The organism is Marinobacter shengliensis, from assembly GCF_003007715.1.
Taxonomy (GTDB): Bacteria; Pseudomonadota; Gammaproteobacteria; order Pseudomonadales; family Oleiphilaceae; genus Marinobacter; species Marinobacter shengliensis.
Map to the genome: position 1 here is coordinate 774,841 of NZ_PXNO01000027.1, position 22,366 is coordinate 797,206.

Annotated in this window: 24 protein-coding genes and 1 tRNA gene; 9 read left to right on the forward strand and 16 right to left on the reverse strand. The window is 56.6% G+C overall.

The window, feature by feature from the left end; translation table 11 throughout:
* Window positions 1–78: 78 nt before the first annotated feature.
* On the reverse strand, window positions 79–1,731 hold the full coding sequence (locus tag C7H10_RS16710; protein ID WP_106695742.1) for an electron transfer flavoprotein-ubiquinone oxidoreductase: 1,653 nt from the start codon (window positions 1,729–1,731) through the stop codon (window positions 79–81).
* A gap of 427 nt (window positions 1,732–2,158) precedes the next feature.
* Between C7H10_RS16710 and C7H10_RS16715 the strand changes: the two genes are divergently transcribed.
* On the forward strand, window positions 2,159–2,908 hold the full coding sequence (locus tag C7H10_RS16715) for an electron transfer flavoprotein subunit beta/FixA family protein (RefSeq protein WP_061332887.1): 750 nt from the start codon (window positions 2,159–2,161) through the stop codon (window positions 2,906–2,908).
* Window positions 2,909–3,850, forward strand: a complete 942-nt coding sequence (locus tag C7H10_RS16720) for an electron transfer flavoprotein subunit alpha/FixB family protein (RefSeq protein ID WP_106695743.1) — start codon at window positions 2,909–2,911, stop codon at window positions 3,848–3,850. It begins immediately after the preceding gene.
* 30 nt (window positions 3,851–3,880) lie between these two features.
* Here the strand turns inward: C7H10_RS16720 and C7H10_RS16725 are convergent, their stop codons facing one another.
* Together C7H10_RS16725 and C7H10_RS16730 are read right to left on the reverse strand one after the other, a co-directional pair.
* Window positions 3,881–4,336 (reverse strand): hypothetical protein, encoded by a 456-nt coding sequence (locus C7H10_RS16725; RefSeq protein ID WP_106695744.1) that lies wholly within the window; start codon window positions 4,334–4,336, stop codon window positions 3,881–3,883.
* 11 nt (window positions 4,337–4,347) lie between these two features.
* Complete coding sequence (locus C7H10_RS16730) at window positions 4,348–4,677, reverse strand: hypothetical protein (RefSeq protein WP_058089793.1); 330 nt, start codon at window positions 4,675–4,677, stop codon at window positions 4,348–4,350.
* Window positions 4,678–4,835: 158 nt separating this feature from the next.
* Between C7H10_RS16730 and C7H10_RS16735 the strand changes: the two genes are divergently transcribed.
* Window positions 4,836–5,249, forward strand: coding sequence for a hypothetical protein (locus tag C7H10_RS16735; RefSeq protein WP_061332890.1), 414 nt, complete (start codon window positions 4,836–4,838; stop codon window positions 5,247–5,249).
* Between the two features lie 43 nt (window positions 5,250–5,292).
* Window positions 5,293–6,534, forward strand: coding sequence for a saccharopine dehydrogenase family protein (locus tag C7H10_RS16740; protein ID WP_061332891.1), 1,242 nt, complete (start codon window positions 5,293–5,295; stop codon window positions 6,532–6,534).
* Between the two features lie 3 nt (window positions 6,535–6,537).
* Here the strand turns inward: C7H10_RS16740 and cydC are convergent, their stop codons facing one another.
* From cydC to C7H10_RS16760, 4 genes are read right to left on the reverse strand one after another with little or no spacing between them, the layout of a single operon-like run.
* The gene (cydC, locus tag C7H10_RS16745; RefSeq protein ID WP_106695745.1) at window positions 6,538–8,166 is read right to left on the reverse strand and encodes a thiol reductant ABC exporter subunit CydC; all 1,629 of its coding nucleotides are present in this window, start codon (window positions 8,164–8,166) and stop codon (window positions 6,538–6,540) included.
* Window positions 8,159–9,832 carry a thiol reductant ABC exporter subunit CydD gene (gene cydD, locus C7H10_RS16750; RefSeq protein WP_106695746.1) on the reverse strand — a complete coding sequence of 558 codons (1,674 nt, stop codon included), beginning with the start codon at window positions 9,830–9,832 and terminating at the stop codon, window positions 8,159–8,161. The genes cydC and cydD overlap by 8 nt, the downstream gene beginning before the upstream one ends.
* A complete protein-coding gene (gene cydB, locus C7H10_RS16755; RefSeq protein ID WP_106695747.1) occupies window positions 9,833–10,834 on the reverse strand; it encodes a cytochrome d ubiquinol oxidase subunit II in 1,002 nt (333 codons plus the stop codon).
* Between the two features lie 2 nt (window positions 10,835–10,836).
* Entirely contained in the window at window positions 10,837–12,276 is a 1,440-nt protein-coding gene (locus C7H10_RS16760) for a cytochrome ubiquinol oxidase subunit I (RefSeq protein ID WP_106695748.1), read from the reverse strand.
* Window positions 12,277–12,457: 181 nt separating this feature from the next.
* Here C7H10_RS16760 and C7H10_RS16765 point away from each other — a divergent pair, with 181 nt between their 5' ends.
* Together C7H10_RS16765 and C7H10_RS16770 are read left to right on the forward strand one after the other, a co-directional pair.
* The gene (locus C7H10_RS16765) at window positions 12,458–13,081 is read left to right on the forward strand and encodes a class I SAM-dependent methyltransferase (protein WP_106695749.1); all 624 of its coding nucleotides are present in this window, start codon (window positions 12,458–12,460) and stop codon (window positions 13,079–13,081) included.
* A gap of 107 nt (window positions 13,082–13,188) precedes the next feature.
* Window positions 13,189–13,275, forward strand: a tRNA-Leu gene (locus tag C7H10_RS16770).
* An 88-nt stretch (window positions 13,276–13,363) separates the two neighbouring features.
* Here the strand turns inward: C7H10_RS16770 and C7H10_RS16775 are convergent.
* On the reverse strand, window positions 13,364–14,092 hold the full coding sequence (locus tag C7H10_RS16775; RefSeq protein WP_106695750.1) for a THxN family PEP-CTERM protein: 729 nt from the start codon (window positions 14,090–14,092) through the stop codon (window positions 13,364–13,366).
* Window positions 14,093–14,334: 242 nt separating this feature from the next.
* The gene (locus C7H10_RS16780; protein ID WP_106695751.1) at window positions 14,335–14,517 is read right to left on the reverse strand and encodes a hypothetical protein; all 183 of its coding nucleotides are present in this window, start codon (window positions 14,515–14,517) and stop codon (window positions 14,335–14,337) included.
* 137 nt (window positions 14,518–14,654) lie between these two features.
* On the opposite strand from C7H10_RS16780, the gene C7H10_RS16785 reads away from it, so the two are divergent.
* On the forward strand, window positions 14,655–15,446 hold the full coding sequence (locus C7H10_RS16785) for an enoyl-CoA hydratase (protein WP_106695752.1): 792 nt from the start codon (window positions 14,655–14,657) through the stop codon (window positions 15,444–15,446).
* A gap of 11 nt (window positions 15,447–15,457) precedes the next feature.
* Here the strand turns inward: C7H10_RS16785 and C7H10_RS16790 are convergent, their stop codons facing one another.
* The 3 genes from C7H10_RS16790 to C7H10_RS16800 are packed head-to-tail and all read right to left on the reverse strand — an operon-like array spanning window position 15,458 to window position 17,655.
* On the reverse strand, window positions 15,458–15,952 hold the full coding sequence (locus C7H10_RS16790) for a DUF192 domain-containing protein (RefSeq protein WP_106695753.1): 495 nt from the start codon (window positions 15,950–15,952) through the stop codon (window positions 15,458–15,460).
* Window positions 15,949–16,710 carry an ABC transporter permease gene (locus tag C7H10_RS16795; protein ID WP_058089804.1) on the reverse strand — a complete coding sequence of 254 codons (762 nt, stop codon included), beginning with the start codon at window positions 16,708–16,710 and terminating at the stop codon, window positions 15,949–15,951. Before C7H10_RS16795 ends, C7H10_RS16790 begins: the two co-directional genes overlap by 4 nt.
* 24 nt (window positions 16,711–16,734) lie before the next feature.
* A complete protein-coding gene (locus C7H10_RS16800; RefSeq protein WP_061332901.1) occupies window positions 16,735–17,655 on the reverse strand; it encodes an ABC transporter ATP-binding protein in 921 nt (306 codons plus the stop codon).
* Between the two features lie 148 nt (window positions 17,656–17,803).
* Between C7H10_RS16800 and C7H10_RS19230 the strand changes: the two genes are divergently transcribed.
* Together C7H10_RS19230 and C7H10_RS16810 are read left to right on the forward strand one after the other, a co-directional pair.
* Window positions 17,804–18,238, forward strand: a complete 435-nt coding sequence (locus C7H10_RS19230) for a hypothetical protein (RefSeq protein ID WP_244178315.1) — start codon at window positions 17,804–17,806, stop codon at window positions 18,236–18,238.
* Window positions 18,239–18,278: 40 nt separating this feature from the next.
* A complete protein-coding gene (locus C7H10_RS16810; protein WP_106695755.1) occupies window positions 18,279–18,575 on the forward strand; it encodes a hypothetical protein in 297 nt (98 codons plus the stop codon).
* Here the strand turns inward: C7H10_RS16810 and C7H10_RS16815 are convergent.
* From C7H10_RS16815 to C7H10_RS16830, 4 genes are all read right to left on the reverse strand, one after another.
* Entirely contained in the window at window positions 18,568–19,101 is a 534-nt protein-coding gene (locus C7H10_RS16815) for a hypothetical protein (RefSeq protein ID WP_244178316.1), read from the reverse strand. The genes C7H10_RS16810 and C7H10_RS16815 overlap by 8 nt on opposite strands.
* A 215-nt stretch (window positions 19,102–19,316) precedes the next feature.
* Window positions 19,317–20,783: a PhnE/PtxC family ABC transporter permease gene (locus C7H10_RS16820; protein WP_106695757.1), complete on the reverse strand. Its 1,467-nt coding sequence runs from the start codon at window positions 20,781–20,783 to the stop codon at window positions 19,317–19,319.
* 19 nt (window positions 20,784–20,802) lie between these two features.
* A complete protein-coding gene (locus tag C7H10_RS16825; protein ID WP_061332906.1) occupies window positions 20,803–21,453 on the reverse strand; it encodes an ATP-binding cassette domain-containing protein in 651 nt (216 codons plus the stop codon).
* A complete protein-coding gene (locus C7H10_RS16830; RefSeq protein ID WP_106695758.1) occupies window positions 21,453–22,322 on the reverse strand; it encodes a putative selenate ABC transporter substrate-binding protein in 870 nt (289 codons plus the stop codon). The genes C7H10_RS16825 and C7H10_RS16830 overlap by 1 nt, the downstream gene beginning before the upstream one ends.
* Between the last annotated feature and the right edge of the window lie 44 nt (window positions 22,323–22,366).

Below are 22,366 nucleotides of genomic sequence, written 5' to 3' on the forward strand. Positions count from 1 at the left end.
AGCCGTTTTTTTTGGAGTTTTGGCGCGGACACAAAAAAGCCGGAGACGAGCTCCGGCTTTTCTGGCTAGTGCACCCGATTACATATTCGGATAGTTCGGGCCACCGCCGCCTTCCGGCGTTACCCAGGTAATGTTCTGGGCAGGATCCTTGATGTCACAGGTCTTGCAGTGAACACAGTTCTGGGCATTGATCTGGAACTTCTTGCCACTGCCGTCGTCTTTCTCGACCACTTCGTATACGCCGGCCGGGCAGTAACGCTGTGCTGGCTCGTCGTACTTGGGCAGATTTTCCTTCAGCGGAATGTCCGGATCAGTCAGTTTCAGGTGAACCGGCTGGTCTTCCTCATGGTTGGTGTTGGAAATGAACACCGAGGACAGGCGATCGAAGGTCAATTTGTTATCCGGCTTCGGATAGCTGATCTTCTTGCACTCAGACGCTGGCTTCAGGGTGGCGTAGTCCGGAGTGGTATCGCGGAAGGTGATCGGCAGGCTACCACGCAGAATGTTCTGCTCAAAGAAGGCAATGGCGCCGCCTACAATGTTACCGAACTTGTGCATGGCCGGGCCAAAGTTGCGCTCGGCGTAAAGTTCTTTGTACAGCCAGCTGTCTTCAAAGCGCTTCTGGAAGCTGGTGATCTCTTCGCCAGCCTTACCTTCCTTCAGGGCCTCAAACACGGCTTCTGCGCCCAGCAGGCCAGACTTCATGGCGGTATGGGAGCCTTTGATCTTGGAGCTGTTCAGGGTGCCGGCGTCACAACCCAGCAACAGACCACCGGGGAAGCTCATCTTCGGCAAGGCGTTGTAGCCACCCTTGGAAATGGCGCGGGCGCCGTAGGCAACGCGCTTGCCGCCTTCCAGATACTTCTTGATTTCCGGATGGTGCTTGAGGCGCTGGAATTCCTCGAACGGGCTCAGATGCGGGTTGCTGTAAGACAGATCGGTGATCAGGCCGACATAAACCTGGCCGTTTTCCAGGTGATACAGGAAGGACCCACCGGTGGAACCGGACTCGTTCAGCGGCCAGCCAGTGGTATGAACCACCAGGCCGGGCTCGTGTTTGGCCGGGTCAATGTCCCACAACTCTTTGATACCGATACCGTAGTGCTGTGGATCTTTGCCTTCGTCCAGCTTGAAATCGTTGATCAGGCGCTTGCCCAGGTGACCACGACAGCCTTCGGTAAACAGGGTGTACTTGGCGCGCAGTTCCATGCCCGGCATGTAGCCGTCTTTCTCGGAACCGTCACGGGCCACGCCCATGTCGCCGGTGATGATGCCTTTAACCTGGCCATCTTCAATAATGGTCTCAGAGGCGGCAAACCCCGGGTAAACCTCTACGCCCAGCTGTTCAGCCTGTTCAGCCAGCCAACGGCACAGGTTACCAAGGCTGATGATGTAGTTGCCGTGGTTGTGCATGTTCCTGGGCACAAAGGCGTTGGGAATCTTGGTGGCTTTTTCCTGGTTCTTGAGCAGGAAAATGTCATCCCGGGTAACCGGCGTGTTCAGCGGCGCGCCTTTTTCTTTCCAGTCCGGAAACAGTTCGTTCAGGGCTGTGGGCTCAAATACCGTACCGGCGAGGATGTGCGCGCCGATTTCGGAACCTTTCTCAACCACACAAACAGTCAGTTCTTCGCCAGCTTCCTGCGCCAGTTGCATCACGCGGCAGGCTGCAGACAGGCCAGCAGGGCCGCCGCCGACGATCAGAACATCAAATTCCATCGATTCGCGTTCCACGTTGGTCTCCTCAAACAGCTTTTTTTAGTGGGTGTTGTTTGCCCGCAGGCCTAACTCAATTCATTCAGGGGCGACATCATACCGGTAAAAATGCCTATAGACGACAGCCCCGAGCCCTGAATACGGGCCCTTTGTCCCGAAAGGATAACGCATTTCAGGAATCAAACAAACGTTTGTTTGAAATTTGCGTTTACCTTTGGCATTGTACGTATACACCGAAATGTCGTGTGTTTTGAGTCGATTTTTAGTATCGTCTCATTGCCAGGCCGGGTCAACCCGGTCTATTGGCTGTGAAGGCAGTCCTGATGCGTCGAATGGGGCTATTGACCCTGTAGACAGTAGCCTGCAGTATTACTGCGCACTATCCAGCAGGCTCCCCGTTAAGGATTGCGAGTCATTAAACCCATCGTAGAAGAACGAGGAATCTATGAAGGTTCTGGTCGCTGTAAAACGAGTTATCGACTACAACGTGAAGGTGCGCGTCAAGCCGGACAACACCGGTGTTGACCTCGCCAACGTCAAGATGGCAATGAACCCGTTCTGCGAAATCGCTGTTGAAGAAGCGGTTCGTCTGAAAGAGAAGGGTGTTGCCAGTGAAATCGTTGTTGTATCCATTGGACCGAAAGCTGCTCAGGAGCAAATTCGTACTGCTCTGGCTCTGGGTGCTGACCGCGGTATCCACATCGAGACTGACGAAGAAGTTCAGTCCCTCGAAGCGGCCAAGCTGCTGAAGGCTGTCGTTGAGAAAGAAGAGCCGAAGCTGGTTATTCTTGGCAAGCAGTCCATCGATTCCGACAACAACCAGACTGGCCAGATGCTGGCTGCTCTGACTGGCATGGGCCAGGGCACTTTCGCTTCCGAAGTGGTTGTTGATGGTGAAAAGGTTAACGTAACCCGTGAAGTAGACGGCGGTCTGATGACTGTTGCTCTGAACCTGCCTGCGGTTGTTACCACTGACCTGCGCCTGAACGAGCCGCGTTACGCTTCTCTGCCGAACATCATGAAGGCCAAGAAGAAGCCGCTGGACGCCGTGAGCCCCGCCGATCTGGGTGTTGAAATCGCCCCGCGCCTGTCCACCCTGAAGGTCGAAGCCCCGGCTGCACGCCAGGCTGGTATCAAGGTGGCTGACGTAGCTGAGCTGGTGGACAAACTGAAGAACGAAGCGAAGGTGATCTAAATGAGCATCCTGGTAATTGCTGAACACGACAACAGCAGCCTCAAGCAGGCTACCCTGAATGTTGTAGCGGCTGCCAAGGCCATCGGTGGTGACATCGACGTGCTGGTTGCCGGTGAGAACGTAGGCGCCGTCGCTGAAGCCGCTGCCAAGGCAGAAGGCGTGAACAAGGTACTGGTTGCCGACAATGCTGCCTACGGTCATTTCCTGGCCGAAAACCTGGGCGAGCTGGTTGCTGAAGTAGGTAAAGGCTACAGCCACATCCTGGCGGCTGCCGGTACTACCGGTAAAGACTTCATGCCGCGCGTTGCTGCGCTGCTGGACGTTGCCCAGGTGTCTGACATCGTGCGCGTTGAATCCGATGACACGTTTGTTCGTCCGATCTACGCGGGTAACGCCATCGCCACTGTTAAGGCGAGCGACGCCATCAAGGTTATCACGGTACGCCCGACCGGTTTCGACCCGGTAGCTGCCGAAGGTGGTTCCGCTTCCGTTGAGCAGCTGGACGTTGTAAAAGACGCCGGCCTGTCTTCCTTCGTTGGTGAAGAGAAAGCCCAGTCTGATCGTCCGGATCTGGCTTCTGCCGGTATCGTTATCTCCGGTGGCCGCGGCATGCAGAACGGCGACAACTTCAAGATGCTGGAGCAGGTTGCTGACCTGATGGGCGCTGCCGTTGGTGCATCCCGCGCCGCGGTTGACGCAGGTTTCGTACCCAACGACATGCAGGTTGGCCAGACCGGCAAGATCGTTGCGCCGCAGCTGTACATCGCGGTCGGCATCTCCGGTGCCATCCAGCACCTGGCCGGTATGTCTGATTCCAAGGTTATCGTTGCGATCAACAAGGATGAAGAAGCGCCGATCTTCCAGGTTGCTGATTACGGCCTGGTTGCGGATCTGTTTGAAGCCGTACCGCAGTTGGAAGAAGAGCTGAAGAAAGTCCTGTAACTTTCTGTTAGTTCGATCAAAAAAGGCGCCTCAGGGCGCCTTTTTTGGTTTTGAAGCAATGCGTTTTTCCGCTTTGCTGATAATCAGCGTGTCTGCCAGGATGTGCAGGGCACGATTGGTGGTTCTCACCGCCTGATAAACCTGCTCACTTTTCTGGTGATGAGTTTGCCGGGCCTTACGGGTGCTGTCTTTGAACTCCTCATCCTTGGAGAACATGTCGATCAGACCGAAGGTGGTGTTGGCTATCGCCTTATGCACCTTCTCAACCGCAGAAGCGCCGCCTGAGACGGTATCTTCGAGAAGTCGGGCCCGGTTGCGCACTTCCGCCAGGTCCATCCGGCTCTTCTGGATGGCGCTGCGGGCCGCAATTCGATGGGCATTGATAATCAGTAACCGTTTTCGGGTTTGGTTCGATAGACGGAACCCCGAAAAAAGAAGCGTTGCAGTGCCGGCGAGGCAAATGATGACCAGAACCTGAGAGACCATAGCCGTGCTCCTCAGCGATACTCAATGTGCATTTCAACGTCGATATCCCGCTCAAACAGTTCGCTTTCCAGTTCTTTCATGACTTCCTGGTAGACCATTTTCCGGGTCATAACCGGCAGTTTGTCTGCCAGCGCCCGGCCGGTTCGGGATTCGCGCTTTGCCAGGGCAATCGGATCCAGCACCCGCAACGTAAGCACCAGTTCCGGTTCGCGATGGATATCACTGATATCCTCGTTTTCCAGCATGTTGTTGATCATTTTGCGCTGTTCAAGCAGTTGCCAAAGCAGTAAACCGCTGATGGCCAGCAATATCAGGCTTGTGATGGTCAGAAAGATGATCAAGGGATGCCTCCACACTTGTGTCATTATGCGCCACAGTGTGCAACAAGCTGTATGACAAACGATTGGCCGGCCGGACGCCTGTCATGGTGTATCCGGGAAAGTCGTGCCGGTTTTAAACCTGTTACCATCAATTCAATGAAACTTGAAAGGAATCCAATATGGTCTGGATAAAGGCGTTTGTTGCGGGCTTTCTGGCAACACTGATTTTCCATCAGGGGCTATTTGCCGTGTTTTACCTGGCAGGTGCCGTACCCGCTGCGCCATTTAACCTTACTCCCGTACCGCCATTGGGGGTACCATCGGTGATCTCACTGGCATTCTTTGGCGGGTTATGGGGTGTCGCGATATGGGCCATCGCCGGCCGCCTGAAAGGAGCGTTGTACTGGCTCGGCCATGTGATACTGGGTGCCGTCGGCCCAACCGCCGTAGCGATGCTGGTTGTCTTTCCGATGAAGGGTTTGGCAGTATCAGCTCAGACTTGGGTAGGTGGCCTGATTCTTAACGGCTTCTGGGGGCTGGGAGTGGCCGTATTTATGGTGCTGATGGCAGCAAAAGCGTCTCGCCAACCCTGACCGATCAGAGATATTCGTACACGCAAACCCAAAAGGACATGTAATGACGAATTCCAAGCAGGCAGACTATGATCTGGTGGTATTTGGTGCCACCAGCTTTGTGGGCCAGATTCTGACCCGATACCTGGTAGAGAACTATGGCGCGGCCGGCAAGGTGAAGTGGGCGATCGCTGGCCGTTCAGAGGGCAAGCTGAATACCCTCAAAGCCGAACTGGGTGCTCAGGCTGCGGACTTGCCGGTTCTGGTGGCAGACGCGGCCGACGATGCCGCACTGGCGGGCATGTGCCGACAGACCCGCGTGGTGATCTCCACCGTTGGCCCATACGCATTGTATGGTGAACCGCTGGTCAAGGCCTGCGTGGACACTGGCACCGATTATTGCGACCTGACCGGTGAGGTGCAGTGGATTCGCCGGATGGTCGAGGGCTATGAAGCCCAGGCCAGGAAAACCGGTGCTCGCATTGTCCATTGCTGCGGTTTCGACTCAATCCCGTCCGATATGGGCGTCTGGTTCCTGCAGCAGCAGGCTGAGAAAGCCTTCGGCAAAACCTGCCAGGATGTGCGCATGCGGGTGAAGGTCGCCAAGGGCGGCTTGTCCGGTGGCACCGTGGCATCCATGATTAACGTGGCCAAAGAAGCTGGCGCCGATCCGAAACTGCGCAAGGAGCTTGCCAATCCCTTCTCGATCTGCCCGGAGGGCCACCGTTCGAAGGTACGTCAGCCCAGCCTGAAAACCGCAGAGTACGACAAAGACTTTGACGTGTGGCTGGCGCCGTTCGTGATGGGTGCCATCAACACCCGCGTGGTGCACCGTTCAAACGCGCTTCAGAAGGCCCGTTACGGTCAGGAGTTCACCTACGACGAAGCGATGATGACCGGAAAGGGCGCCAAAGGCCGCCTGACCGCTTACGGCATCACCGCCGCACTTGGCGCTTTCTTTACCGCTTCCGCCATCAAGCCAACCCGTTGGGTGGTTGAGAAGTTGGTGCCCAAGCCCGGTGAGGGCCCAAGCCCGGAAGACCAGGAAAACGGCTTCTATGACCTGCGTTTTGTGGGGCGTACCACAGACGGCAAGACCATCATCACCAAAGTCACCGGCGATCGGGATCCGGGTTACGGTTCCACGGCCAAAATGCTGGGCGAGGCAGGCCTGTGCCTGGCGTTTGATTTGTCAGACGATGACCAGGGCGGTTTCTGGACGCCGGCTTCCATGCTGGATGGCAAACTGCTGGAGCGCCTGACCAGCAAAGCTGGCCTGACTTTCGACGTGTTAGAAACCCGCTGAGGGTCAATTCAGATGCAGGGTATGGCCGGAGGAGGGCAATAGCGCCTCCGGTCCATGCCCCAGGCAGATAACCGCTCGATCTTCCAGCCATCGATTGATCTGGGGCGCTATCCGCCCCCTGGTGTCTGTATCCACTCCAGTAAAAGGTTCATCCAGAATCACCAGGGGTGCCGTGCTCAGCAACACCCTCGCCAGCACCAACCGCCTCGCCTCACCACCAGACAGCCGGTTACCGGCACTCCCCAGCCAGGTGGATAAACCTTCGGCTTCACGGGCAAACCTGTCTGCCAGCTCTACCAGTTCCAGAACACGCCATAGATCCCCATCGGTAGCATTGGGGTTGCCCAATAACAGATTGGCTTTAACCGTGTCTTCGAACACCACCGTCGCTTGTGTGAGATAGGCGCAGGGCAGGGCGGCGAGCTTCCCTTGCCGGGGCGGAATCACGCCGGCGAAGGTATCCGCCAGGGTGGATTTACCGGAGCCGGAGGCGCCAATAATTCCGAGTCGTTCTCCTGCGCCAACCTTGAGGCTGAAATGGGTCAGAACCGGTGGCAGCCCTGGGTGGCCAACCGAGAGATCCCGTGCTTCCAGTGCATTGGCGGTGGCTTCTGCTGGCTGCCTGTCAAACGCTGAAGAATACTCGGTTCCCGGAGCGGGCTGCACCTCCTGGTTCAGGCGCCTGGCTGCAGACAGGGTGGCGCCCAGTTTGGCGAAGGCATCCGGCAGCATGGCATAGACTTCCAGCAGCCCCATCAGGGCGATGGGTAGCAGAACCAGCACGGGGCCGGTTACCGATCCCTGGTTAAACAGGGTAATACCAACCCACAGTGTCACCACAACCGCCAGATTCACGAGTAACTGTGTGGCTGCCTGGTGCCATCCGGCACGGCTATCCACCCGCGCCTGGGTTCTGGACATTGCCAGCGCTTGCCTCATCAACCGGCCGGAGTGTTTGCCCGTGCGCCCGGCCGCAGTGAGCTCGGCAAAGCCTTCCAGGTGCTCAATAACATCGCCGCGGAGCTGCTCCTGCTGGTCACTTAGCTGACCCGATAAGTATTGTGTACCGGCGAACACTCGCCAGCTCGAAAGCAAGATAGCCACCGCCAACAGTATTAGCAGTATCAGCGCCAATGAGCCCGAGAACAGCAGCCATGCTGAGAGCACCAGCAACACGCTGACGACCCCGGCCAGGGCCGTGGGCGCGATCACCCGAAGGTACAGGGTATCCAGAGCATCCACGTCTGCGGTAAGCCTGGATAGCCATTGGGCGCCAGATTTCTGGCCCCTGTCACGGTGTCCGGCTTCGGCCATTCGGTTAAACAGGGCAACACGAATATCGGTTAGCAACTGCAGTACCGTGTTGTGGTTGTACACCCGTTCCAGATAGCGAGACACCGTGCGGGACACCGCGAAAAAACGGATGCCGCCGCCCGGAACGTACAGGTTGATGTAGGCTTGTGTGCCAGCGGCCAGCAGCAGCCCCACCAGTGCGGTCTCGGTCAGGAACCAGCCCGACAACGCCAATAACCCGATACCGGAGAGCAGGGTAGCCAGCAACAACAGGGCTCCAACCACCAGGCGGCCGCGCCGCTGAAGAATCAGGTCCAGCCAGGGCTTGAGTTCATGCATGGCGAACCTCCCCGTCACTGACAATCAGCACCTGGTCCGCGAGGGTCAGCAGGGCCTGGTGATGCGTTGAGAAAACCAGCGTTTTGCCCGCTTCCGCCAGTTTGTGAAGCGCTTCCAGAACCAGAATCTCGCTGGTCGCGTCCAGCCCGGCGGTGGGTTCATCCAGCAGGATCAGGTCATAATCCGCCAGGAAAATACGTGCCAGGCTCAGCCTGCGAGCCTGCCCGCCGGACAACCCCTGGCCATCTTCCCCGATCAAACTGTGAATACCCTGGTCCCGGCTTTCAAGCACACTGCCCAGGCCCACCAGGCGCAGCGCGTTCTCAATGGCAATGTCGGATGCCTCCGGACTGGTCAGGCGGAGGTTGTCTGCCCAGGAGCCCTGTATCCAGAACCCGCGCTGGCCAAGCCAGCCAAACGGGCACTGGCCGGGTGGCTGGCCGAACACGCTGATGGCACCGCTATCCGGCTGGATAAACCCTGCCATCAAGTGCAACAAAGAGGATTTGCCACCTCCGGAGGCCCCGGTCAGCGCAACCGCTTTTCCGCGTTCAATGGTCAGTTCAAGGTTGGCGAATACCGGCTTGCCGCCCTGGTAGCTGAGGGTGACGTTGTCCAGGCTAAGACCATGATCCGGCAACGATGCGGGCGTATCGGATGCAGGCTCCCCGCCAACGGGGGTTGCCAGTCGAGCAAGGATTTCAGCGCCGGCGCCAAGAGCGGCGGCCCGGTCGTGGTAGTGTTGCGACAGCGTTCGCAGCGGCTGGAAGAACTCCGGCGCCAGCAACAGAATCAACAAACCGGAGAAGAGTGTGAGGTCCGCGCTGGGGCCGTAAGTGATGTAGCCCAGCAAACCAAAACCAATGTAGATGGCAATAACGGCAATGGCGACGGAGGCAAAAAACTCCAGTACAGCGGAAGACAGAAAGGCCACCTTGAGGGTTTTCATGGTGATCTTGCGGTATTGGTCAGACCGCCGATGCAGGGTGCGGGAAGCATCCTCCGTCTGACGAAACAATTGCAGGGTTGTGAGGCCGCGGACCTTGTCCAGAAACTGGCCTGATAATCGACTGATGGTCTCGAAATGCTGCTGGTTGACCTTCTCGGCACCCATTCCCACCAGTGCCATGAAGATCGGAATCAGCGGCGCGGAAAGCAGCAAAAAAATGCCCGCAAGCCAGTCCAGCCAGAACACCAGAATCAGAATGGCCAGTGGCACAATCACCGACAACGACATTTGCGGCAGGAAGCGGGCGAAATAACCATGCAATGCTTCCACATGGTCCAGCCATTCCCGGGCCAGGGTGCCGGCGGAGCTGTCGGCGAGCGCTACCGGGCCGGCATCCCGCCAGTGGCGGTGAATCTGTCGTCGGGCATCGCGCCGCACCTGTTCGCTGCAGCGCGCCGCAAACTGTGTCTGGAAACCCTGGCCCAGCGTGCGAACCAGCAGCGTAGCCACCAGGGCCACGAACCAGGGTGTGAGGGTAGACGCATTCTGGCCCTCAATGACGATTTGATGCACCAGCCAGGCCAGCAGAGCCATCTGAACGATGGTTGCCAGCCCGACCAGTGCTCCGGCTACGACCGTGGCGCGAATCCACCGCTGGTTTTTTCGGGCGAGCCCGGAAAGCCATTGGCGAATATCAGCCTGAGCCGGTTCCGCCACTCAGTGGTACCCCTCACCTGCACGGACTTTGCCGCGAAATACCCAGTAGGTCCAGGCGGTGTAAGCCAGCACGATGGGGATAACGAAGAGCAGCCCCAGCAGCAGGAACAGCTGCGATTCATAGGCAGAGGCGGCATCCCACAGGGTGTACTCCGGGGGAACCACATAGGGCCAGCGGCTGACAATCAGGCCCAGGTAAGTGGTGATGAACAGCCCCATGGTTGCCACAAATGGCATGCCCTCGAAGCGATTGCGAACCGAGCGCCAGATCTGGAACGCACAGAGCAGAGTCAGTGCCGGCAGAACCCAGATGACTGTGATGTGATCAAACCAGCGCTCACGGACCATGTCATCCACGAACGGGGTCCATACGCTGATGATGGCGAAGATCACCAGCACCGCCGTCAGAAGAGGTGTGGTAATACGGTATGCCCACTCCTGCAACCGGCCTTCCGTCTTCATGATCAACCAGGTCGAACCCAGTAAGGCATAACCGGCAAGCAGGCCAAAACCGGTCAACACCGTAAAGGGTGTCAGCCAGTCCAGCGCGCCACCAGAGTAGGCTCCGTTAGTGGTTTCAAAACCCTGGATATAGGCGCCAACCACGGCACCCTGAGCGAACGCAGCGAGGGTGGAGCCGCCGGCAAAGGCCCAGTTCCAGAGATAGCGGGAAGTCCGGGCCTTGAAGCGGAATTCAAATGCCACACCGCGGAAAATCAATCCGGCGAGCATCAGAAACACCCCAATATACAGCGCAGGAAGGATGATCGAATACACCAGCGGGAAGGCTGCCAACAAGCCGGCGCCGCCAAGCACCAGCCAGGTTTCGTTGCCATCCCATACCGGAGCCACGGTATTCATCATGGTGTCTCGGTCGGTCTCAGTCGGGGCGAAGGGGAACAGGATGCCAACACCCAGATCGAAACCATCCATCAACACATACATGATCACGCCAAAGCCAATAATGAATGCCCAGATCAAAGACAGATTGAACAATTCCATGATCAGTGACCTCCTTCGTTGGCTGGCTTGGCATGGCTAACATCACCTTTGCCGGATTCAATTTCAAAAGGCACATGGGCGGCAGACAAAGGCCGGGCCGGGCGGTCAGATTCGTGCTCGCCTTCATCCTCGTCTTCCAGGCCCACATAGAGCACCCGTAGCAGATAGTAGACGCCTGCGCTGAAGACAAGTCCATACACCACGACATAACCAATCAGGGTGAACAGGGCCATACCCCCGGTAAGCGACGGTGTCAGCGCCTCGGCCTGGTTCATCATGCCATACACCAACCAGGGCGAACGGCCAATCTCGGTCACGAACCATCCTGCAATCACCGCAATAAACGGAGTGATGCTCATGAACCGCAAACCCTGAAGGAACCAGCGCTTCTGGTAATAGGCGCCATTGCGTCTGAGCACCAGACCGGCAAGGGCAAAGGCAATCATCAACAGCCCCAGGCCAACCATCACCCGGAAAGACCAGAACACGATACCGACTGGTGGCTGCTCTTCTACCGCAACCTCGTTCAGGCCAGGCACCTCACCGTCCCATTTGTGGGTAAGAATAAAGCTGGCCAGGTTAGGAATACCAATCTCGAACCGGTTGGTCTGGTTTTCCTGGTCGGGAATGGCAAAAAGCAACAGTGGTACGTTTCGAGAGGTTTCCCAATTTCCTTCCATGGCTGCGACTTTGACCGGTTGATGCTCCATGGTATTCAAACCATGAAGATCACCAATTACCGCCTGGGACGGGGCCAGGACCAATAACATCCACAGGCACATGGAAAGGGCCTTGCGGTTAGCTTCCACTTCACGCCCACGAAGCAGGTACCAGGCGCTGACGCCAGCCACCACAAAGCCACCGGTCAGGAACGACGCCATAACCATATGGGCGAACCGATAGGGGAAAGAGGGATTGAATATGGCCTGAGACCAGGACGTGACATGGAATACGCCTTCTCTCAGCTCCACACCCGCAGGTGTGTGCATCCAACTGTTGGCAGACAGTATCCAGAATGAAGAGATAAAGGTACCAACCGCCACCATAATGGCTGCAAACAGGTGAACACCCGCCGGCACCTTGTGACGACCGAACAGCAGCACACCCAAAAATGCGGCCTCCAGGAAGAACGCCGTGATCACCTCATAGCTGAGCATGGGCCCGAGGAAGTTGGCTGAGGCCTGGGAGAAGTTGCTCCAGTTGGTACCGAACTGAAACGACATCACAATGCCGGAAACCACCCCCATCCCGAATACCACGGCAAATACCTTGGTCCAAAAGGCGGACAGTTTTTCCCACAGCGGATTGCCGGTTTTGAACGCCAGGCCCTCAAGGACAGCGATGAACGACGCCAGACCGATGGAAAACACCGGGAAGATGGCGTGAAATGACACCACAAATGCGAACTGGATTCGCGATAGGATGAGAGGATCGAGCTCCATAGTACCTCCGGTAACTCAAACATAGTCAAAAAACGGGCCAGCGCGCCCGTTCAGCCGCTGCCTTGGCTCATCTTGTCTATTGTTATTACCGGCAGTTCATTACGATGCTACTCAAATTGTAGCAATAATGGGTAGGGCAGTTTGTCGCACCCCTTGATCAAAAACAATTATGGTGAGCCACATGAGCTTTTACGAGGACAGAGTGTTACCTCACATTATCGACAAGGCATGCTCCATGGGGCAGGTGATGAGACTGCGTAGCCAGATTGTACCGAGGGCCCGTGGCAGAGTGCTGGAAGTCGGCATGGGCTCCGGTATCAATCTGGAGTTTTATGACCAGAGCCAGGTTGAAATGGTCTATGGCCTGGAGCCCTCGGAAGGCATGAGGCGCAAAGCATTACCAAATCTTAACCGATCACCCATTACCGTGGAGTGGTTGGACCTGCCCGGTGAGAAGATTCCACTGGAGGACAACTCCGTGGATACGGTATTGCTGACGTTCACGCTCTGCACCATCCCGGACTGGCATGCGGCATTGCTGCAGATGAAACGGGTACTGAAGCCCGGCGGCGACCTGTTGTTCCTGGAACACGGGGAGGCTCCCCATGAAACCGTCCGAAAATGGCAGCATCGCATAACCCCGGGCTGGAAAATGTTCGCGGGTGGTTGCCACCTTAACCGACAAATTGCAGACCTTATTCGCCACGCCGGCTTTGAGATTCAGGAGCTGGAAAACCTGTACATGCCCAATGCGCCGAAAATAGCCGGGTTCATCTACAAAGGGCGCGCCACCAAGCCGGTTTGATCCAAGTTGGCGGGAAAATGAGCGATCAGGGCTGAGGGAGTGGAACAGAATTGCGTTACGCCATCGGGCCTTATACAATTCCGCCCTTCAAGAATCTCCCCTCCGATGCCCGGATGGTGAAATTGGTAGACACAAGAGACTTAAAATCTCTCGACCGCAAGGTCGTGCCGGTTCGATTCCGGCTCCGGGCACCACTATTATTTCCCTTTGCGTAAATCCGGACATAAAAAAACCGCCCCTTGAGTCAAGAAGCGGCTTTCACTGCGTCACTGTGCTCTGAAATCAGGCAGCTTGGCGCATCTTGCGGCGAACGCCCAGTCCCAGCAAGCCCAGGCCAAGCAAGGCCAGGGTAGAAGGCTCTGGTACCGATACCGGGCGAGAGGTGATCAAGCCTTTCAGCGTTGCGGTATTGGTTTTCTTTTCCTTGGTCCAGAATTCATCGGCCAGTGCACCGTCGTAGAAGAAGCCGGCGATGTCGACGTAGTAATTCACGCCACCAATCAGGAAGCTATCCGAAGCGCCAACGTTCAGCGAGAAGGTCACCCGGTCTGCGCAGCCGTTGATGTTCACGCCGGAATAGTTAGCACCGCCATTTGCGCAGGGCTTGGCTTCATTTGGGGTTTCCCAGTGTTGGAACTCGAAGACCGACATGACCGTTTCTTCGACGCCGTCAATGTCCAGTGTTGATTGCACTGTTAACTGCGCGAAGGTCAACGAAGGTTCGTAGATCGGGTAGTTGAAGTGGGTAAAGGTACCCAGGTTGAAAGATACTTCTTCCGTCACTAGCGCTGGTGTGGCGACACTGTCAAAACGGTAGCCACTTTTGTTACCTCCGGAGACCGGAGTTCCCCAACGAATTTCGTTAGTGTTCTGGCCAGTTACATCCGGAGCTGTTGGCACTGTTGCGGTCCACAGTCCGGTAACGCTGGTCAGGTTAATAACGGCAGCGCTTGCGGTTCCTACGGACAACATTGCTGCGGTTGCACCGGCAACCAGTAGTTGTTTAATCATGAGAGGCACTCCCTGTGAGCATGTCGTTGTTGTGTCGCGATCGGAATAGCGCTTCCGAGGCATACACGGATACATCAGCAATTGGAGTGCCTGGGGCTGAAATTCCTCAGATTAACAAAAGGAAAGCGAGAAGGGCGCCCCTGAAGACAGGCGATTCCGGATGCTGGTGTAAATAATACGGACACGCTCCAAAGATACCCGCGGGCTTGTAACCCGCCTTCAGGTAGTTGCCACTCAATTCATCACTGATCCTGCTCAGCTCTTTCTTCGGGCTCCTGGTACTGCGACTCCTGGACTGGCATTACCGGGCGTATCTGGTTGATATCGCCGGTGGGCACCCTGGGGTCATCTTTTATCAATACCATGAGGGCGCCACCCAGGATCAGGACCAGAAGTGCTATTTTGATCAGTACATTGCGAGACATAGATTCTCCTGTTTGCATTCGCCTCCTATTACCCTGAGGGCTCTGGTGCTAATTACAACCATTGTCCAAAGGTCGGTTCGACACAGGCGCAGGGTTTGGTGATACTGCCCGGACGTGTTTTGAGGGAGGAGCAGGCTATGACACAAGCAACCGGTAATCTGGTGCGACAGCGCACGGAGAATGGCATCACCACCGTAACGCTGAGTCATCCGGAGCGGCGAAACAGTCTGTCGATGGCCATGCTGGAGGCATTGTCAGATGTTTTTACAGCCATAGAACAGGATTCCGAAACCCGTGTGGTGGTGCTGGCTGCCGAGGGGCACGTATTCTGCGCGGGGCATGATCTGCGGGAGATGCGTTCGCAGTTCGACAGCCATGAATTCCAGCTGGCACTGTTTCAGCAATGTAGCAAGGTAATGCAGCAGATCGTAAACCTGCCGCAGCCAGTGATCGCCAGGGTGGCGGGGGTAGCCACGGCAGCCGGTTGCCAGTTGGTTGCCAGCTGTGACCTGGCCGTGGCGGAGCAGGGGGCCCGGTTTGCCACCCCTGGCGTGAATATTGGCTTATTCTGTTCCACGCCAATGGTGGCGTTGTCTCGAAATGTCTCCCGCAAGCACGCCATGGAAATGCTGCTGACCGGGGAACTGATTGATGCGCCCAGGGCGGAGTCCATAGGGTTGGTTAACCGGGTGGTCGCGGCAGACGTTCTGGATGAGACGGTGTATCGAATGGCGGCAACGATTGCCAGCAAGTCCGGGCATACCCTGAAAATCGGCAAATCTGCGTTCTATCGCCAGCTGGAAATGCCGTTATCAGACGCCTACGAATACACCGCAAAGGTGATGGCGGCTAATGCCTGCACGGATGATGCTCAGGAGGGGATCTCGGCTTTTCTTGAGAAGCGTGACCCCAATTGGAAGCACCAGTAAGACTGTTGTTTTTATGGCTGGCAGGCCTGTTCTGCCGGCCATACAAGCTGATCGCCCGTAGTGATGCCCCGCGCCTCGAAGAAGCCCGCATTCATTTCCACAGCGTTCCAGAACCGCTCCCCTGAGGGATAGGTTGGGCAGTTCCGGCCTTCGGATGAGGGGCAGGGAGTCATTGTATGGATACTGACGATAACGCCTTGCTTATCCAGATAGGCGATGTCCAGGGGGATCAGAGTCTGGTACATCCAGAATCCGTGATTGGGTGAGCGTTCGGTCTGGTAGGTAAACAGCATGCCGGCGTCTTCTGCCAGTGTGGTTCGTTCCATCAATCCCCGTTGCCGCTGCTTGTTTTTACTGGCCACCTCAAGCACTACGGCATGCTTGTGATCGGTGGTCGCAAAGCAGGCTTCCACAGTGGGCAGCGGTTCCAGCGCATCGGCCAGTGTGGCCGGGGCAAAACCCGCCGTTATCAGCGTGGCGACAACGGCAGCGCTGAACGGCCTCATGTACGCAACCTGTAACCGGTTTTGAAGATCCACCACACGGCGACCATACACAAAGCCAGGAAGACCAGGGTCATACCCACGCTAATGGCCACATGAACATCCGCCACGCCATAGAAGGCCCAGCGGAAACCGCTGATCAGGTACACCACCGGGTTGAACAGACTGATGGTTTGCCAGATGTCGGGCAGCATGTCGATGGAGTAGAAGGTGCCACCCAGGAACACCAGAGGCGTGACGATCATCATGGGTACAATCTGCAGCTTCTCAAAACCGTCTGCCCAGATGCCAATGATAAAACCGAACAGGCTGAAGGTGATGGACGTCAGTACCAGGAACGAGAGCATCCAGAATGGGTGCAGAACCGAGTAATCCACGAACAGCCGGGCGGTGGCCAGGATGATCAGGCCGAGGATGACAGCCTTGGTGGCGGCGGCGCCCACGTAGCCAAGCACAATCTCGAAATAGGAGACCGGCGCAGACAGCACCTCGTAGATGGTGCCGGAGAACTTGGGCATGTAGATACCGAAGGAAGCGTTTGAAATGCTTTGCATCAGCAGCGACAGCATCACCAGCCCGGGGATGATGTAGGCGCCGTAGTCGATACCGCCGATCTCGCCCATGCGAGAGCCGATGGCCGAGCCGAACACCACAAAATACAGGCAGGTGGAGATCACTGGCGACAGCACACTCTGCATGACGGTGCGTTTCATGCGCGCCATCTCGAACTTGTAGATTGCTTTTACACCGTACAGATTCATTACGCTCTCCATTCGTACCGGCGGCTATTCGTGCACCAGGCCAACAAATATTTCTTCCAGCGAGCTTTCCCGGGTTTGCAGATCCCGGTATTCAATACCCAGATCCCCAAGGGTACGGAGCAGGCGGGCAACGCCGGCCTGCTGTTGCTGGGCGTCGAAGGTATAGATCAACTGGTAGCCGTCGTCTGACAGTTCCACCGGTTCCAGGGTAAGCTCGCCGGGAATCTTTTCGAGCTTGTTCTGGAGGTGCAGGCGCAGCTCTTTCTTTCCGAGCTTGGACATCAGGCGATCTTTGTCTTCCACCAGGATGATTTCACCCTGGCGTATCACCCCGATGCGGTCCGCCATTTCTTCGGCTTCTTCGATGTAATGGGTGGTGAGAATGATGGTGGTGCCGGTCTCACGAAGTTTGCGCACCATTTCCCACATGTCACGGCGCAGTTCCACATCCACTCCGGCTGTGGGCTCGTCCAGGAACAAAATACGAGGCTCGTGAGACAGCGCCTTGGCAATCATCACCCGTCGTTTCATGCCGCCGGAGAGAGACATGATGCGGTTGTTGCGTTTGTCCCAGAGTGAAAGGTCTTTCAATACCTTTTCGATGTGGGCCGGCTTGGGTGGTTTGCCAAACAGCCCACGGCTGAACGACACCGCATGCCAGACCGTCTCGAAGGAATCGGTATTCAGCTCCTGGGGAACCAGGCCGATGGCCTCCCGGGCTTTGCGGTAGTCTTTCACGATATCGTGGCCGGCGGCTTTTACTTCGCCGTCGCCTTTATTGACGATGCCGCAGATGATGGAGATCAGGGTGGTTTTGCCGGCACCATTGGGGCCAAGCAAGGCAAAAATCTCACCGGGGTAGATTTCCAGATTGACGTCTTTCAGGGCTTGAAAACCGTCGCCGTAGATCTTGTTCAGGTGCTTTACGGAAATGTCCGGTTGCACGGGCGTGTCCTGTTTTTTGAGTGACTCAGACCAGAAAGCCCGACATTTTCTCATGCTGGCAGCAGTTTAGAAACCTTTGCTATGTCGGGATTTATCCCCATAATGCCCACTTTGGAACAGCTGGGGGCGGAGAATGGTACGAGCCATCGTGATCGTAGGTTTAGTAGTGGGAGCAATTGTTCTTACGCTGTTCGGTTCGCGCCTGCTCGATACCACGGGTGATACCGCTGACCATCCCGAGTGCGATCTTCTGGCAGGTGCCTGTAGCTGGACCACCCAGGATGGCGAATGGCGAGTGCGGTTGCAGGAGGTAGAAGAGGGCGCCCAGGGCATGGAATACGTTCTTCAGGTTTCCGTTCCGAAGGCGCCTGACCGTTTTCTGGCTGTCCTTAAAGGCCAATCGATGTACATGGGGGAGTATCCGGTGCCGCTGGTTCGGGAAGCTCCGCTCGAGTACCAGGCGAGGTTTACCGCACCGTTCTGCACGACCGGCGCCGATATGATCTGGCGAATCGATCTTCAGGATGGTCAGGAAAGATTGGAAAATGTGCCCTGGACACTGGTGTTCAAAGCGCAAAAATAGTTAAATCCTGCAAAATTACAGTTGTTTCCAGGGAAAAGTGATGGATTACGGGGAAAGTGTTCAGAAGGTTCTGTTGCGCAAGATTACGAAAGCCGAGCAGGACCTGTTGCAGCTCAAACTGGACTACTGCCGGTTTGTTTTTGGCCTGTCTCATCGCGCCCGGGTAACCGCTAACGGTAAAACCTGGCTTGTGCGCTCAGTAGACGTGCAGTCGATGACCTACACAGACGACGGCACCTTCACCAAGCCCAGTGTCAGCGGCACTCCCGAAGAAGATGATACCGGCCGGCAGGTCGTTACCCTCGGTACTGAATGGGAATTGGCAACGGTCAAATAAAGGCGTTGCCGGTTACCACCTCGTAGAGGCTGAATGCCGGTGGTACGAACTGATGCTCTGCCCAGAATTCCGCGCCTTCCAACCCTGCACGATAACAGGCCAGTAGTTCGCTGCTCGAGGTAAGGGTGGCGATGGCCTGGATGGCCGCCGGCTGGCGGATCCCGGTTTTCCGATGCACGATTCTGGCAACCAGCCCTGCCAGGGCGTCGTTATGGCGATTGGCTCGTGGGCTAAGGGCGCAGGCGGCACCGTACAGCCAGGCAGCCGTGTAGGCGCGCACCACCTCTGGAGCATCTGTTAGCGCAAGTCCTTTGACCCGGCAGTCACGCTCCTGCAGTGCGGCCAGGATATGCAACTTGGTAAACAGTTCCGTTTTGTCGGAAGACTCAACTGATGGGGATACCGACTTCGGCCGGGCAGGGTGTTCCGGGGCAGGCGATTGAGTAAACGGTGCACCCTCAATACCGCCACCATTTCCGATAACGCCACCCTGAACCAGGGATTCCTGCCGAATGAGTGAAAACATTCGCAATCCCAGCAAAGCCATCAAAATCACGAGCCCAACTTGGGTAATAACGACCAGTCCATTGACCATCATCGGTGTGCCTGCCTTTCAAACATTCGGTTAACTGCTGATGCTGCGAATTGTAACAGCGTGTAACCGAATGGCGAGCCAACTGGCCAGCAGAACGGGCAAAAGCTCGTGGCCAACTCTGAAATTGTGAACGGTATCCCAGCGCTTTAGCAGGTGGGCATGGTTTGCAGTGCTAGTTTGCGACGTATGTAACGGCCGAGGATATCGACGCCAATGTTCAGCAAGGCCGTGATCAGTATCAGGATCATGGCGCGGTCAAACTGAATGTTCTGGATGGCGGAATCCACATAGAAGCCCAGGGTGTAGATACCCAGAATGCCCAGAATAGCGGTTTCCCGCATGATGATTTCCCACCGGTAGAACAGAAACGCCAGGAACGATCGATAAACCCGGGGCACCAGTTCCCAGCTGTAGCGGGCGAAACCCTGTGGGGCGTCCGGGCGCAGGTGGATGGTGTTGGTCTGGCGGCCAATCAGGTGCCCGATGATGCCGCCGTTATGCAGCGCGAGGGCCACCACAGCTGGCAACATGGATGGGCCCCACAGCTGCAGCAGAATGTAAGCCAGGATGTATTCCGGGGTGGATCGGGCAATCACCAGAAACACGTGGCCGGAGGTGCGGCGCACCGGCCCGCCGAAGTGTTTCGAGATCAGCGGGAATGCCAGTAGCGACAATATCCCCGTGGCCACCAACGCTATCTGGGTGAGCACTACCGTGTTCCATATCCCAGGCAGGGCCTCGCTGACCATCACATCGCCAAGCCAGCTGGAGAAAGCCGCCAGGCCTTCACCATTGCGTAACGGCGCCGGCACGATGTCTTCGGTAAAGAAACGCTCAACGTTACCCCAGACAATCGGAAAGCCCTCTCCCAGAAAAAACGGTGCAGCCAGGATATAGACAGGCAGTACCTTGGGCCTTACCCAGAGCGGCATGGTGGCAATTAGCACGTAAAACAGAATAAGCATCGCTCCGGCGTCGGAATACATTCCCTGGGAGAATGACGACTCCAGATAGAAGCCGAGTGTAGGCAGGCCAACAAAACCGAGGATAGCGGAGGACCGCAAACCGCATTCAAGGCGGTAGGCGGTGTAGGTGCGCAGTTGAACCCAGCAGTCCGGTATCCGGGCGTACAGGAAGGCGGCAATGGCGTGGGTACCTTTAGGCAGAAGTTGCGCCGGTTCCGGGTCAGACTCATCCAGGATTTCTGAATACACCTTGGCAAAGATGCCGGCGTAGGGGATGGCAATCGCCAATACACCGGTCAGCGGGTGAAAGCCAAAGAACTGAAGGAAGATCAGCGCCCAGAACAGTTCATGGATTGCACGGATGAACGCACAGAAAATCCGTACCGGCATGAAACGATACAAAAGCGCCAGCAGGAAGCCGAAGAAACTGCCAAGAGTAACCCCCACAAAACCAAAGGCAACCGTGCGCAGCAGAGCAGTTAACAGGCCTTCGGTACTGAAAAAATTGGGTGTAACCACTCCCAGAAAGAATTGCCCCAGATCCCGCCAGGGGTTGGCGGTGGTGATGGTAATGTCGGCCACCAGCAGGCCTGCCACGGCGATGGCAAGAAACAGAAAACTGGCGCGAACGGTGGGGTAAGAGAACATGGGGTGCCGGCGCTGCCTGTCAGTAAAGTGTCATGATATCAGACGCGTTCAGTTTGCTGGCCGGTTGGTCCAGTGCCACCTGTCCATCCTGAATACCCACGATCCGGTTACAGTAGGCAAGGGCCATATCCACATCGTGGAGTGCAATCACGCTGGTATGGAAGCGCTCTGTCAACGCGTTCATAACCAGATGCGCCATAGGGCCGTCCAGGGCAGAGATGGGTTCGTCGGCGAGCAATATCGGAGCATGTCTGTACAGAGCCCGGGCAATGGCAACCCGCTGCCGCTGGCCACCAGACAGCGAGGCCGTGGGTGACCATTGCTTTTCAGCAATGCCCAGTTGATTCAGCAGGTCGCTGATGACGGCGCGGTCCTTGCGGAATGGCCGGAGCAGGGTAAGGGTGTTGTACCACAGCGGGTGTTGGTCCAGCTGGCCCATAAACACGTTGTGAAACACCGGCAGGGCGTTGACCAGCCCAAGCCCCTGAGGGACCAGCGAGGCGTCGCGGGTCAAACGTTCATACAGCAGTTTGATCAGCGTGGACTTGCCGGCACCGCTCTTGCCCACCAGGGCCACATGCTCACCATCGTTTACCTTCAGAGACAGCGGGCCTATCACCCGCTTGTCTCCAAAACTTGCCTTTAGCTGATCAAATGAAAAGCCTGACATCAATCGATGATTCCAATGTCTTTGGCAACGCTGCGAATGGGCTCATAATCATCGTTGGAGGCGGGAATAAAGCCTTCACGGGGGAAGCTCTCCAGCAGCGCGGGGTCGTCCAGATCAAGCAGGGCCTGGCGAACCCTGTCCGTGAATCCTTCACCGAAACGGGCGTCAACGTCGCCACGGATGGTCCACTGGTAGTTGGGGAAGCCCGGGGTCTTCCAGATAATCCGGACGTCGTCTGTATTGATATTGCCGTCTTCCAGTTCCTTTTCCCAAACCTTGTAGTTGAGTGCGCCGACTTCATAGGTGCCGGACTCGACCAACCTCAATGTTCGGGTGTGGTTGCCGCTGTAACCGACGCGGCTGAACACTGATTCCGGCGCTTCGCCGAAACGCTGGCGGATGTGGTACTCGGGAATCAGGCGGCCGGAAGTCGAACCCTTGGAGCCAAACGTGAACGTTTTGCCGCGAACGCCCTCGGGCAATTCGTCACCGCGCTCAAGACCGGTGCTCTTGTGGGCGATGAAGTAGTTGTAAAACGCCTGGTCTTCAACGCCCTGGGCGAGTGCTTCTGAGCCGGGAACCAATGCACGGGCCTGAACACCCGACAACCCGCCAAACCAGGCCAGTTGTACCTGGTTATTGCGGAATGCAGAAATGGCGGCGGCGTAGGACTTAACCGGAATATAGCGTACATCTACCTCAAGTTGCTCCGACAGGTAATCTGCAATGCCGCGGAAGCGCTCGACGAGTTTGGTTTCGTCTTCATCGGGAATCGCGGTAAAGACAAACGTTTGTGCAGACACAGTGCTGGAGGCAAGCAGGATCAGGAAACCGGAAACAAGCCATTTCCGTATTTGCTTGGTGATCATAATCTTTCCTTCTAAAAGAGGGTGATGATGTTGCTGTGGATTGC